Source organism: Polaribacter sp. M10, from assembly GCF_054968445.1.
This window is the reverse complement of the sequence record NZ_JBSSBG010000001.1, coordinates 487,200-500,612: the sequence shown is the minus strand read 5'-3', so window position 1 is coordinate 500,612 and position 13,413 is coordinate 487,200. Positions and strand designations below refer to the sequence as shown.

Genomic DNA, 13,413 nt, shown 5'->3' with positions numbered 1-13,413 from the left:
TAACTTTTAAAAACTAGGTATTATGAGTAGAAAAGAATCTCCAGAAATTAATGCAGGGTCTATGGCAGACATCGCATTTTTATTATTAATCTTCTTTTTGGTAACAACAACTATGAATGTTGATGCAGGAATTAACAGAAGAATTCCTAAAAAAGATCCATCAGCAGCAGCATTAACCATTAAAGACAAGAACATTTTAGAGGTAAACATCAACCTTAAAAACGAAATTTTTATAGAAGGTGAAATTGTATCACCAAAAACTTTAAAACAAATTGCTATCGACTTTATAGATAATGGTGGTGGTTTAGATACCCAAAACAAACCCTGTGATTGGTGCCAAGGACAACAATTATCAACCTCATCAGATCATCCAACAAAAGCTTTTATTTCTGTAAAAACAGATAGAAACACCAATTACGAAACTTATATTTTAACACTAGACCATTTAAATGCGGCTTACACACATTTAAGAAATAAATTGGCGGTAAAATTGTACAACAGAAATTATGTAAGCTTATTAGAAGATTATAAAAAAACGAATCATCAAGATAAATTACTTGAATCGAAAATTAAATTAATTCGAGAAAAATATCCGCTTTTATTATCTGATGCAGATATAAAAAACTGATATGGTACTCACAGAATTTATTAGTACTTTTACCTAAAATGTATCTTTTACGTGTTAGATTTTATTGAATTTTCTTTTTTAGATATCTTAGATATTTTGCTAGTAGCAATACTACTCTACTATATTTATAAATTATTAAAAGGTACTGTTGCCATTAATATTTTTATTGGTATTGCATTAATTTTCTTAATCTGGAAAATAACACAAGCCTTAAAAATGGAAATGCTAAGTGGTATTTTAGGCTACTTACTTTCTGGTGGTGTTATTGCTTTAATTATAGTTTTTCAGCAAGAAATACGTAAATTTTTGCTGATGATTGGTACTACAAACTTCTCTAACAAAAAAAGTTTTTTAAAGCAACTTAAGTTTTTACAAACCGAAATTGGTTCTGAAATTGAAGCTGAAAAAATTGTAAGAGCTTGCAACAACATGTCTAAAAACAAAACTGGTGCTTTAATTGTTATAGAACGTACCAATAGTTTAGACTTTTTAGTAAATACTGGAGACCAAATGAATGCTTTAGTAAATGAGGTGATCTTAGAAAGTATTTTTTTTAAAAACAGTCCTTTGCACGATGGTGCCACCATTATTAGAGATAATTATGTTGTGGCTACAAGAGTGGTTTTACCTATTTCTGATAGCACAAAAATACCTGCTAGATTTGGTTTAAGACACAGAGCTGCAATTGGCGTAACCGAAAAAACAGATGCTATTTGTTTGTTGGTTTCTGAAGAAACAGGCGAAATTTCTTACATTAAAGATGGTGAATTTGTTTTGTACACCACCCAAGATGAATTGATAGAAAAAATTAAAAAAGACAGTATTTAAAATAGTAAAAGCTCTCAAAATTTGAGAGCTTTTTAATTCTATATTTTTTTAATGATATCCAATTAGGATTCCATATCATTTTCAATTTCTTCTACTTTTGCATCAATTTTATCCATTGTAGCTTTATAAGAGGCTTTGGCTTCTGCACTTAAATTTTTCATGTACATTTCACTTTTCTCAGCAAACTCTTCAGTTTCTTTTGCAAACTCAGAGTTTTTAATATTTTCTGCGCCTTTATCTATTTGCGTCTTTACATAAGCAGCGTAAGATTTTAAATGCGCTTCTGCTTTTTCATCATCAAATTCAGGTATTGTTATATCATCGAAAGCAGATTTTACATCATTTCCAAATTCATTTAACTCATCTCCAGCTTCTTCTAATCCTTCATTAATTTCGTTTCCTATTTCAGTAGTCTCTTCATTAATTTCTTTTTTGGTTTCGTTTTTACAAGATGTGATTACTAAAGCTGCAATTACCAATATTGATATTCCTAGTTTTTTCATAATTTATGTTTTTGTATTGATTAATAATTTATTACGATACAAAAATAGAGGTATGATAAACTGTTTTTTATCTCTAAAAAATCTTTTTTTAACTCGTTTAAAAAGTAATTGTGTTTAAATTGATGGTTTTGCGAAGTATTTTAAGAAGCTACATCTAAACTAAACTGCTTGTCGTACAGATTTTTATAGTAGCCATTTTCTTTTTCTAACAATTCTTGATGCGAACCTTGTTCTACGATCAATCCTTTATCCATTACAACAATTTGATCTGCTTTTTGTATGGTTGCTAATCTATGCGCAATTACAATTGATGTTCTGCCTTTAGTAATGGTTTCTGTTGCAAATTGAATCATTTGTTCTGCATGAGCATCTACAGAAGAAGTAGCTTCGTCTAAAATTAAGATACTTGGTTTGCTAACATAAGCTCTTAAAAAAGCAATTAATTGTCTTTGTCCTGAAGATAACATTGCACCACGTTCTTTTACATTATAATGATAACCTCCAGGAAGTGTCATTATAAAATCGTGAATACCAATTTGTTTTGCTGCTTTTTCTACTTCTTTTAAAGTGATGTTTTCATCTTTTAAAGTGATGTTATTTAAGATAGAATCTGAAAATAAAAAAACATCTTGTAATACAATGGCAACTTGATTTCTTAAACTTTCTAAAGTATAATCGTCTACAGAAATTCCGTCTATTTTTATACTACCACCATCTATTTCGTAAAAACGATTTATCAAATTAATAATGGTCGATTTTCCTGCTCCAGTTGCACCAACAATGGCAATTGTTTGTCCAGATTTAACTTCTAAAGAAACCCCTTTTAGAACAAGTTCATCTTTAACATAACTAAATTTAACATCATCTAAACTGATATCACCTTTTAATTTTTCAGCTTGAATTGTTCCGTTTTTGGTGATGCTGCTATCAGTATCTATCACTTTAAAAACACGTTCTCCAGCAACAATACCCATTTGTAATTGATTAAATTTATCTGCAATTTGACGTAAAGGTCTAAATAACATTTGTGCAAATTGTATAAAACCCATAATCATACCAATAGAAATACCAGAATCTTGTACAACTTGTCCACCACCAAACCAAACAATTAATCCAATACCTATGGATGATAAAATTTCTGCAATTGGAAAAAAGATTGAAAAATACCAAATGGTTTTAATATTTGCTTTTTTGTGCTTATCGTTAATTTCTTTAAAATTCTGATATTCAATGTTTTCACGATTAAACAATTGTACAATTTTCATACCAGTTACTCGCTCTTGAACAAATCCGTTTAAATTGGCAACTTGATTTCTAACTTCTTGAAAAGTAGCTTTTATTGCCACTTGAAACAATTTTGTAGCATAAATTAAAATGGGTAAAATTGATAAAGTGATTAATGCCAATTTCCAATTTAACACTAACATAACTACTGTTACTGCTAACATTTTTAGAATATCACTTACAATTGTAAACACACCATTACTAAAAAAAGCGGCTATGGTTTCGATATCAGAAACAACTCTTGTAACTAATTTACCCACAGAATTATTATCGAAATAAGACATCTTAAACTGTAAAATATGTCTGAATATTTTTGCTCTTATATCTCTAATAATGTGCTGACCAACCCAATTTGCAAAATATATAAATGAAAACTGAAGCGAAACTTCTATCAACAAAATAACCAACATGATTAAGGCATAATTACGCAAACCAACTTTATCATTAGATAAAATATAATCGTTTACCGTATTTATTAAAACCAAAGGTGATAAAACCGAAAATAAGGCTAATAATATAGTTGATGAAGATGCAATAAAAAAATACAAACGATAGCGTTTTGCAAAAGACATTAGTCTCGAAAAAATTTGCATATCAAAAGCATTCCCTGTTTTTTCTGCCAAAACTTAATATTTTATTTTTGTTAAAAATAATCCTTTTGCAGGAACTGACAATCCTGCATTTCCTCTATTTCTACTTTCTATAATTTTTCTAAAATCATCTACAGATAATTTACCTAAACCAACATCAATTAAAGTACCAACAATTGCTCTTACCATATTTCTTAAAAAACGATTTGCAGAAATATGGAACGTTAGTTCGTCTCCTTTTTGTTGCCAAAAAGCCTCTGTAACATCGCAATTAAAAGTGTACACTTCAGTTTTTACTTTAGAAAAAGTTTGGAAATTTGTGTATTCTAAAAGTAATTTTGCGGCTTCATTCATTAAAGTTACATTTGGTTTTTGAGAATGAATCTGCCAAGAAAAATCTAATAAAAACGGATTTCTACCCAACCAAATTTTGTATTCGTAACTTCTAGATTTAGCATCGAACCTTGCGTGTTTTTCATCATCAACCAAAAAAACCTGCTGTACAGAAATATCGTTTGGTAAAATTGAATTCAATTTAAATACAATTTTATCTTTTAATGGTTTATCAATATTAAAATGAGCAAACATTTGTGTTGCATGCACTCCTGTATCTGTTCTTCCAGCACCCACAACTTCTATTTTTTCTTGATAAATTGTACTTAGCGCATTATTTAATTTTTCTTGTACAGAAATAACATCTGGCTGAATTTGCCAACCATGATAATTTTTTCCATTGTAAGAAAGCTCTATAAAATATCTCAAGAAAATGTGATTTTGAAGAGACCAAAATTACATAATTTATTTTGTTATGATTACTTTTGAAATGTGAAAAAAATCTTATTATTATCTGACACACATAGTTATATTGATGATCAAATTTTAAAGTTTGTAAAACAAGTGGATGAAGTTTGGCATGCAGGCGATATTGGGAATTTAAAGGTTACTGATGCTATAAAAAAAATAAAACCTTTACGTGCAGTTTATGGCAATATTGATGATAAAGATGCTAGGGCTGAATTTCCTTTAGACAACAAATTTAATGTTGAAAATGTTTCTGTTTGGATGACTCATATAGGTGGATATCCTAATAAATATAATTTAAGAATTCGTGAAGAGCTCAGTAAAAATCCTCCAAAAATATTTATTGCTGGACATTCTCATATTTTAAAAGTACAATTTGATAAAAAACTAAATGTATTACACTTAAATCCTGGAGCTGCAGGCAATCATGGTTTTCATAAAATAAGAACTATGCTTCGTTTTGAACTGCAAAAAGGAGAAATAAAAAATTTAGAAATTATAGAATTGGCTAAACGTGGTTAAATTCTTCGATTTCTAAAACAGGAAGTTCAACTGATATTTGTGTTCCATTATTTGCGCCAGAATCAATTTTAATAACACCTTTCATCATTTGTATTCTTGCATCTATTTGATTCAATCCTAAGCCATCTTTAGACCTTATTTTAGTTTTATCGAAACCAATACCATCATCAGAAATAATAATATATAATTTATCTTGTCTCTGTTCTAATTCAATAAGCGCTTTATCTGCTTTACTATGTTTTAAAATATTATTTACAAATTCTTGTATAATATTATAGACTTTAATTTCAAAACTCTGATGATACCTGTTTACATTATTAATTTCGGTTTCTATGTTTAATTCAGAGTTTGAGTATTTTTCTGCCATATCTTTAATGGCAAAAGTAAGTCCGAATTTTAACAATACTGACGACACCAAAGTATGAGATAAATCTCTTATTTTTTGTGAAGCTTCTAAAATAATTTCTCGTGTTTTATCTATTTCAATTGGCGTAGAACCATTGAATTGCTTTTTAGTGGCTTGTAAATGGAGGTTTGCAGATGATAATAATGCACTTACATTATCGTGTAAAGTTTCTGCAATTTGTTTTCTTTCAGATTCTTTACCATCTATGGTTGCATTTAAAATTCTTACTTGTGATTCAGATTTTATTTTTTCAATTTTTTGATTCTGAATTAATTTTGTTTGAGATAAACTTAATGCTAAGTTTTTTTGCCTAAGATTATTAATTACCAGCCAATAGCCCAGTGATATAATAACAATTAAACCAATAATACCAAAAATTGAAAAAGCTCTTTGCGTTTTTAATCTTTTATTTTCTTCTTCTTGCCTAACAATTTTTTTAGCAACATTTACATCGTGTTCTGCGCTTATTTCTTCGATAATCTCTCTAAATTCCTTATCTCGAATATCATTTTCATATTGATAAGATTTTTCTTGATAATCATACGCCTCAAATTCTTCAAGATTACGCATTGCCCAAGCCAAATTATAATACAATTTAGCTTTAGTTCTAATTGCACTAGAATTATTGTCGTTTTTTAATAAATTAATTGCTTCTATATATAACTTCTTAGATTTTTGATATTTTTTTTTCGATAATGAAATATTTGCTAAATTATTTAATGAATTTGCTGTCTTTAAATTGTTACTATTCTTTCTATGAATTTTAATTGCCTTGTTTATATAATATTCTGCTTTAGTGAATAAAGAATCTTCTTCATAAATTCCTGAAATATTGCTAAATGCAGTACCCTTTAAATTTTCAATTTCATTATTTAATGAAGGTGTTTGTTCTACTTTGTGATAGAATATTTTTGCACTATCTAAAAATATTTTTTTTTCTTTATTTAGTCTAACACTATCCAGAGTAGTATGTTCTTTTTTGATATCGACAGAAACATATAGATTGTGATAAATAGTACCGAGCCTTAACAGAGTTTGTACATTTTCTAAATCTGAAAACCTTGAATCTTCATTATCTAAAAGTGATGAGTTTACAATTGCTAAAGATTGTCTATAATATTTTAGTGATTTATTTAATTTATTAGTTTTTCTATAAATATCTCCTATTAAGTAATTGTATTTAAATGTCCAATAACTATTCTTGTTTTTTTGACATTCCTCTAAAAGAAACAAAGCGTTTCTTAATGCATTAACATAATCTTCTTTTTGATAAAGTTTAAATACTTTATCAAAATTTAATTTATTTAATGAATCATTTTTATTAACTAATAAAGAAGAAGCTTTATTATAAACCTCTTCTTTATTAGCTTTAAAATTTATTGCTTTTACTCCAAACGTTTTAAAACAAATAAATAATATTAAAAGTATATTTCTCAATTACTAAAATAATTTTAATCTCCAACCTCTGATATAATAACCTTTGGCTTTCTAACCTCTAATGATTCAGAAGATTTAGCCATAGTATTATTAATATGGTTAACAAAATCAATTTTTAAAGGCATACCTTCTTCTTTCTCTAGAGTTCTAGTAAAATCTAAATCTCCAGTTTTACCATCTTCTAAATGTACCTCATATGTAGCAATCTCTTCATTATAGACAAAAGATACTTCTACATTATCTTTTACGCTAAAAACTAAATCATAAGTACCGCCTTCATTTGCTATTACACTATAACTTGATAATTTTATATATTCATCTGATGATTTACTTAAGAAAGAAATATTGTCGTCTGTAATAGAAATTAATTTACTTTGACCAGCATTTGCATCAACAAAACCAACTTTTAAATTATTGTTGTCTATTAATAGTTCTTCTGAAACACTTTTTTGAGTAAATAAATCTGATGATGTTAAATGAAATTCACTTTTGTTTTCTGTTAGATCTGTAAATTTATCAATTTTAGTATTGTTTGATACATCAAAATTAACAGAATATGCACCTGTAGCATCTCTCTTAATTTCAAATGTTTTTAATAGATTTTCACTTTGACTTTCAATTGGTAGGGATTCTTCGTTATTACAAGATGTAAATACAATTGATAATGCAGCTAATAATAATAAACTAATTTTTTTCATGGTTAAAAATTTTAATAATATGTAATACTTTGTTTGGATTTATAAAATAAGTAGGTTTTACAATGCACACAATAAATGTTAAATATTGGGGAAAAAATCGTCAAATCTTTTAGGGATTAACCATGAAAAAATAGTTAAAGATTCGAGCATAATTACATAAAACCATTGAGGGAAATTATACTATTTTGTTTTTTACCGCATACATTGCTAAGCCTACTGCATTTTTTACTTTTAATTTTTTTAATAAACTTTTTCTATACGTATCTACTGTACTGATTCCTAAATTTAACTTATCTGCAATTTCTGATGTATTATACTGTTTTGTAATTAACTTTAATACATCTAATTCTCTATCAGTTAAGGTTTCTATTAGATAATCTTCTGGTAATGCGCCTTCTTCTACTTGTTGCCCTGCTAAAGTTTTTAATAATTGCCTTTGAATGTTAGGACTAAAATATTGCTCTCCATTTGCTACAGTTTTAATAGCTTCTATAATGTGTTCTCCTGCATTGTTTTTTGTAATGTAACCTTTACAACCAAGGCTTAACATTTCTTGAACAATTTTAATATCATCATAGCTAGATAAAATAATAACTTTTTGTCTGATTCTATTTTTTCTGAAATATCTTAAAACTCCTATACCATCTAAAATTGGCATTGTAATATCGAGAATTAAAACATCTGCTTGGTTTTGATCATTTTCGAACCAGGTTGTTACTTCTTTTCCTGTAAGAGAATATCCTCTTATTTCTATATCTTTATCAGTATTTAATACAGCTATTATACCATCGATTACAATTTTATGGTCGTCAGCTACATGAACGTATATCTTATTTTTCATTGTTACTCTACAAATTTAAACTAGTTATTGGCATTATACAATCCCCATAAATGGTGAAATTTCACACTCCCCATTTATAGGGAGTCTTCTCCCTATAAATGGGGAGAAAATGTTTTTAAAAAACTAATAACCAAATACTTATAATTAAGGTGGATTTATATGATTTTTAATAATTTTATAAAAATAAACTATTTAATATTCTTTAAAATGCAAAAAACCGAGAAATTTTCTCGGTTTTTTTCGCACTAAATATACTATTTGTTAGTTTTATCGCAATCTGTCTACAGATTTTACAAGATCTTCATCCTTTTTAATCGCTTTATTTGCCAAAACAACAAGCAAAATAGCTAAAATTGGTAAGAACATCCCAATACCTTTCTCTGAAACATTTGTTTCTCCAGATAAATTTAGAGACAAATAAATCAATAAACCTAATAAAAAAAGATTTATCAAAATTATAATTCGGCCTACTACAAACTGTAACTTTCTGTTTTTAAACAAAAAAATGGTTACTAAAGATAATACAGCAGACAAAATGAACATTAAAGGAACTATTTTAAGTGTAATAGTTTCTCTAGAAAACAAATCTACAACAAAAATTTTTTCTTTAATTGTATTCCATAAATTAAATACAAAAATTAAGCCTCCAGAAACTATCGAGGCTAGTAATAAGTAAATAGATTGTATTCTTTGTATCATAATAAATTATTGCAATACAAAAGTAGAATTTCTTTTTTAAAAAAAGAAAACTTGGAAGTAAAAAAAAAAGTATATATTTGCTTTATAAAAGCCGCACAAAAAGTATTGTATAGTACTATATACAATAATTTAAAAAAAATCAAATAAACAATTTTTAAATATCTTAACAGCTTAAGATTTATCATAACTTAATATATACATAAATGTTCGAAATTTCTGAACTAAAAGCAAAAACGATTGCTGATTTGCAGGTAATTGCTAAATCAATTGGACTTAAAAAAACGAGTCAATTAAAAAAATTAGATCTAGTTTATCAAATATTAGATACTCAAGCTTCTAATCCTGCTTCAGCACAAACCACTCCTGCTGAAATAGAAAAGCCAAAAACTGAAAAACCAAAAAGAAAGAGAGTTGCTAAAAAAGCACCTGCTACTGCAACTAAAGAAGCTGTTGTAGAAGAAAAAGCTGAAGTAAAAGCTCCTGTTCAAGAAAAGAAAGCACCAGTTAAGCGAACTGTTAAAAAAGAGGCTTCTAAAGAAAATAAAACCGAAGTTGTAAAAAAGCCAGAAGTTAAAGAAACAAAAGAACAAAAACCTGCGCAAAACAACCCACCAAGAGCTCCTAAAAACCAGCCAAGAAACAACAATCAACAGAATAACAAAAACAAAAATAACAACCAAAACAATGCTAAAAATAATTCTAACAGACATAAATCTGGAAATAGATACAGAGACCCAGATTTTGAGTTTGATGGCATTATAGAAAGTGAAGGTGTTTTAGAAATGATGCCTGATGGTTATGGTTTTTTACGTTCTTCTGATTATAATTATTTATCATCACCAGATGATATTTACGTGTCTCAATCTCAAATTAAATTATTTGGTTTAAAAACTGGAGATACTGTTAGAGGTAATGTTCGTCCGCCAAAAGAAGGCGAAAAATATTTCCCTTTAATTAGAGTTTCAAAAATTAACGGATTAAACCCTAACATTGTTAGAGATCGTGTTTCTTTTGAGCATTTAACGCCTTTATTTCCACAAGAAAAATTCAATTTAGCAGAAAGAGGTAGTTCTTTATCTACAAGAATTATCGATTTATTTTCGCCAATAGGAAAAGGACAAAGAGGTATGATTGTTGCCCAACCAAAAACGGGTAAAACAATGCTTTTAAAGGATGTTGCAAATGCAATTGCTAAGAATCATCCAGAAGTTTATCAAATTGTTTTGTTGATTGATGAAAGACCTGAAGAGGTTACAGATATGCAAAGAAGTGTGCGTGGAGAAGTAGTTGCTTCTACTTTTGATGAACCAGCAGACAAACACGTTCGTGTAGCAAATATTGTTTTAGAAAAAGCAAAACGTTTGGTAGAATGTGGGCATGATGTGGTAATTCTTTTAGATTCTATTACACGTTTAGCAAGAGCTTACAATACTGTTGCTCCTGCTTCTGGAAAAATACTTTCTGGGGGTATAGATGCTAATGCATTACACAAACCAAAACGTTTCTTTGGTGCTGCAAGAAATATAGAAGGTGGTGGCTCTTTAACAATTATTGCCACTGCACTTACAGAAACTGGTTCTAAAATGGATGAAGTTATTTTTGAGGAGTTTAAAGGAACTGGTAATATGGAACTACAGTTAGATCGTAATATTTCTAATAGACGTATTTATCCTGCTATCGATTTAATTAAATCTTCTACAAGACGTGATGACTTATTGTTAGATGATAAAACCGTACAAAGAATGTGGGTTTTACGTAAATATTTGGCAGATATGAACCCTATAGAAGCAATGGAATTTATTAATGATAGAATTAAATTTTCTAAAAACAACGATGAGTTTTTAATTTCTATGAACGGATAGGAATATAATTCTTTACACTAATTAAAAGCACCTTTTAGCATTATTCTAAAAGGTGTTTTTATATCTAATAATTTCTGATGCTTAGAAACTTTATAAAGCAAAAAAAATCCGTTCTAAATTAGAACGGATTTTTTATATGATAAATTAAGAGTGTATTAATTTGTATACATACTCTCTCTATTGTCTACTACATCTGAAGCTTCTTTAATTGCTTCGTAAATTTTATAAGTTAACCTTTTTCTAGATTCAGCAATTCTTTTTCTATTTGCATCGTAATTTGGCAAAGCAGTTGGCAATTCTTTACTTGTTAATTTAAAAGTATACACACCTCTTGCACCTTCTATAGAATTGTAAATCTTATTTGGCTCGGCATTGTACATTGCACCTACAATTTTAGGCTCTACTCCTACTCCAGAAAGTGTAGGACTTTTTAATGTTACATTACTTGCAGTTCTAACACTTACATTATTCGCTTTAGCTATTTCTGATAAATCTGAACCTTCTAATTTTTCTTTTAATAATGCTGCCTTCTTTTGATTGATTAAAATTGGTTTTACTCTACCTGCAGCTTTAGTTACAGACATTAATCCTTTAGATTCTGATGCAGTTATTACAGCTACAACGTGACTACCTTCTAAATCGAAGCTTTTAAAACTACCAATTTCTGAATCGCTATTAAACGCCCAACTTACAATTTGTCTTTGGTTACCAATTCCAGGAACATTTTCATCTAAAGACTTTAAACCAACAGCTGGCTTAGCTACATAGTTTTTTTCTTTAGCTAATTCAGAAAAATCGTTTCCTTTAGAAAGTTCTAATTCAAATTCTTTTGCGCTTCTAAAAACTTCATTTTCTGTTGCTTCAGAAGCTTCTATTCTTCTACTAAAAGTAGCTAATTTTAAAACTTTTTGTTTGTTCTTTTGATCATCAATTTTAATAATATGAAAACCAAATGGCGATTTCACAACACCAATATCTCCTTTTTTACCTTCAAAAGTATAATCTCTAAACTGAGGAGTCATTCTTGTGTAGTTAAACCAATCTAAATCTCCTTCTTTTGCAGCAGATCCTAAATCAGAAGAAAATTCTTTTGCCAAACTACCAAATTTACTTTTTCTTCTTTTTACAACATTGTAAATACTATCTGCTAATTCTTTAGCTTCTTCTTCTGTTCTTGTAACATCTGGAGCTACTCTTTGAGAACCTACATAAGGAATTAAAATATGACTTGCTTTAACTGAATCTGGCATTTGTGCAACTTCAGTTACTTTAGAAATTTTAAAATATCCTTTGTCTTTATAAGGACCAACAACATCACCTTTATTACCTTCAAAAATAAGATTTGCTACTTCTTGATTTACAGAACTTTTAAACTGATAATTAGGATTGATACTATCATCAGAATCATTTTCTGTTAAAAATACTGCATCATTTTCTGCTGCTTTAAAATCTTCGATTAAAGAAGCCACTTCATTTTTTATAACCTGCTCATCTTCTGGTGTAGCAACAATATCAAACTTAACATAAGAAAGATCTCTAGAGGCTTCTACCTTAAATTCGTCTGCATGACTTTTAATATAAGCTTCTACCTCAGATTTTTTAATTTTTACTAAACTATCTGCTACTGAAGAGTAAGGTACATAAACAAATTGTGCATTTAGTTTAGTGTTTTCTATCATATACTCTTGCTCGCCTTCTTTTAAAGAAGCTCCTAAACCTGCAGTAACTAAATTATTATAAGTATCTCTTTGTGAGTTGTCTTTAATCTGCCCCATATATGCAGACCATTGACCCCATAATTCCTTATTATTCTCTTTAGTATCTGCTAGAAATTGTTTGAATTTATTTTCATCAAATAAACCAGCTTCGTTTTGATATTGAGGATTACTTTGTACAAATTGAGCACTTATAACTTGGTTCCAAACATCAGCTTCTCCTATTGTAATTCCTGCTTCATCTAATTGATTGGCATATATTTTTTTTCTTACAATATTATCCCAAACTGTTTTTGCAGCTTGCATTTCTGAAACTCTATTACCAGTTTGTTGTTTGTAAGCTTCTAATTCATTTGCAAATTCTTGTCTAGAAATTGCTTCTCCATCTACTTCTCCAATTTCATTTACTTTGCTTGAGTTGAAAAAATCACCAAGTGTTGATGGATCTAATACAAAAGCAAAAAGTGCTAATCCAATAATGATAAGTAAGAACATTGAACGTTCTCTAATTTTTGATAAAATTGCCATACTTTTATTTATTTTCAGTGGGCGAATATACGATTTTTGGTTTTAATTTCGCAAACCATTTTGTACTAAAT

The 13,413-nt window shown here is 28.5% G+C and carries 12 protein-coding genes; 4 read left to right on the top strand and 8 right to left on the bottom strand.

Annotation, left to right across the window (positions count from 1 at the left end):
* Positions 1–22: 22 nt before the first annotated feature.
* Positions 23–628 (top strand): ExbD/TolR family protein, encoded by a 606-nt coding sequence (locus ACWYN7_RS02210; RefSeq protein ID WP_462858203.1) that lies wholly within the window; start codon positions 23–25, stop codon positions 626–628.
* A 51-nt stretch (positions 629–679) separates the two neighbouring features.
* Positions 680–1,456 carry a diadenylate cyclase CdaA gene (gene cdaA / locus ACWYN7_RS02205; protein WP_459483911.1) on the top strand — a complete coding sequence of 259 codons (777 nt, stop codon included), beginning with the start codon at positions 680–682 and terminating at the stop codon, positions 1,454–1,456.
* A gap of 62 nt (positions 1,457–1,518) precedes the next feature.
* On the opposite strand, the gene ACWYN7_RS02200 is transcribed toward cdaA, so the two are convergent.
* The 3 genes from ACWYN7_RS02200 to truA form a co-directional block, all read right to left on the bottom strand.
* Complete coding sequence (locus tag ACWYN7_RS02200) at positions 1,519–1,959, bottom strand: hypothetical protein (RefSeq protein WP_462858202.1); 441 nt, start codon at positions 1,957–1,959, stop codon at positions 1,519–1,521.
* Between the two features lie 140 nt (positions 1,960–2,099).
* Positions 2,100–3,866 carry an ABC transporter ATP-binding protein gene (locus ACWYN7_RS02195; protein WP_462858201.1) on the bottom strand — a complete coding sequence of 589 codons (1,767 nt, stop codon included), beginning with the start codon at positions 3,864–3,866 and terminating at the stop codon, positions 2,100–2,102.
* Positions 3,867–3,869: 3 nt separating this feature from the next.
* Positions 3,870–4,595 carry a tRNA pseudouridine(38-40) synthase TruA gene (gene truA / locus ACWYN7_RS02190; RefSeq protein WP_462858200.1) on the bottom strand — a complete coding sequence of 242 codons (726 nt, stop codon included), beginning with the start codon at positions 4,593–4,595 and terminating at the stop codon, positions 3,870–3,872.
* A gap of 63 nt (positions 4,596–4,658) precedes the next feature.
* Here truA and ACWYN7_RS02185 point away from each other — a divergent pair, with 63 nt between their 5' ends.
* The gene (locus ACWYN7_RS02185; RefSeq protein WP_462858199.1) at positions 4,659–5,156 is read left to right on the top strand and encodes a metallophosphoesterase family protein; all 498 of its coding nucleotides are present in this window, start codon (positions 4,659–4,661) and stop codon (positions 5,154–5,156) included.
* Here ACWYN7_RS02185 and ACWYN7_RS02180 read toward each other — a convergent pair.
* The 4 genes from ACWYN7_RS02180 to ACWYN7_RS02165 all read right to left on the bottom strand — a co-directional run bounded on the left by ACWYN7_RS02180 (position 5,143) and on the right by ACWYN7_RS02165 (position 9,237).
* Positions 5,143–6,999, bottom strand: coding sequence for a sensor histidine kinase (locus tag ACWYN7_RS02180; protein ID WP_462858198.1), 1,857 nt, complete (start codon positions 6,997–6,999; stop codon positions 5,143–5,145). The two genes, ACWYN7_RS02185 and ACWYN7_RS02180, sit on opposite strands and share 14 nt — an antisense overlap.
* Positions 7,000–7,013: 14 nt before the next feature.
* Positions 7,014–7,697 (bottom strand): hypothetical protein, encoded by a 684-nt coding sequence (locus ACWYN7_RS02175; protein WP_462858197.1) that lies wholly within the window; start codon positions 7,695–7,697, stop codon positions 7,014–7,016.
* 175 nt (positions 7,698–7,872) lie between these two features.
* Positions 7,873–8,538 (bottom strand): response regulator, encoded by a 666-nt coding sequence (locus ACWYN7_RS02170; protein ID WP_462858196.1) that lies wholly within the window; start codon positions 8,536–8,538, stop codon positions 7,873–7,875.
* 267 nt (positions 8,539–8,805) lie between these two features.
* Positions 8,806–9,237 (bottom strand): DUF4293 domain-containing protein, encoded by a 432-nt coding sequence (locus ACWYN7_RS02165; RefSeq protein ID WP_462858195.1) that lies wholly within the window; start codon positions 9,235–9,237, stop codon positions 8,806–8,808.
* A gap of 203 nt (positions 9,238–9,440) precedes the next feature.
* Between ACWYN7_RS02165 and rho the strand changes: the two genes are divergently transcribed.
* Complete coding sequence (gene rho / locus ACWYN7_RS02160) at positions 9,441–11,099, top strand: transcription termination factor Rho (protein WP_462858194.1); 1,659 nt, start codon at positions 9,441–9,443, stop codon at positions 11,097–11,099.
* Between the two features lie 155 nt (positions 11,100–11,254).
* Here rho and ACWYN7_RS02155 read toward each other — a convergent pair whose 3' ends face one another.
* The gene (locus ACWYN7_RS02155) at positions 11,255–13,342 is read right to left on the bottom strand and encodes a peptidylprolyl isomerase (protein WP_462858193.1); all 2,088 of its coding nucleotides are present in this window, start codon (positions 13,340–13,342) and stop codon (positions 11,255–11,257) included.
* Positions 13,343–13,413 lie beyond the last annotated feature (71 nt).

What these genes read in the sequence shown, in the direction of transcription:
- ACWYN7_RS02210 (WP_462858203.1), top strand. Translation starts at nt 23, where the DNA reads ATGAGTAGAAAAGAATCTCCAGAAATTAATGCAGGGTCTATGGCAGAC.
- ACWYN7_RS02200 (WP_462858202.1), bottom strand. Translation starts at nt 1,959, where the DNA reads ATGAAAAAACTAGGAATATCAATATTGGTAATTGCAGCTTTAGTAATC.
- ACWYN7_RS02175 (WP_462858197.1), bottom strand. Translation starts at nt 7,697, where the DNA reads ATGAAAAAAATTAGTTTATTATTATTAGCTGCATTATCAATTGTATTT.
- ACWYN7_RS02170 (WP_462858196.1), bottom strand. Translation starts at nt 8,538, where the DNA reads ATGAAAAATAAGATATACGTTCATGTAGCTGACGACCATAAAATTGTA.
- ACWYN7_RS02165 (WP_462858195.1), bottom strand. Translation starts at nt 9,237, where the DNA reads ATGATACAAAGAATACAATCTATTTACTTATTACTAGCCTCGATAGTT.
- rho (WP_462858194.1), top strand. Translation starts at nt 9,441, where the DNA reads ATGTTCGAAATTTCTGAACTAAAAGCAAAAACGATTGCTGATTTGCAG.
- ACWYN7_RS02155 (WP_462858193.1), bottom strand. Translation starts at nt 13,342, where the DNA reads ATGGCAATTTTATCAAAAATTAGAGAACGTTCAATGTTCTTACTTATC.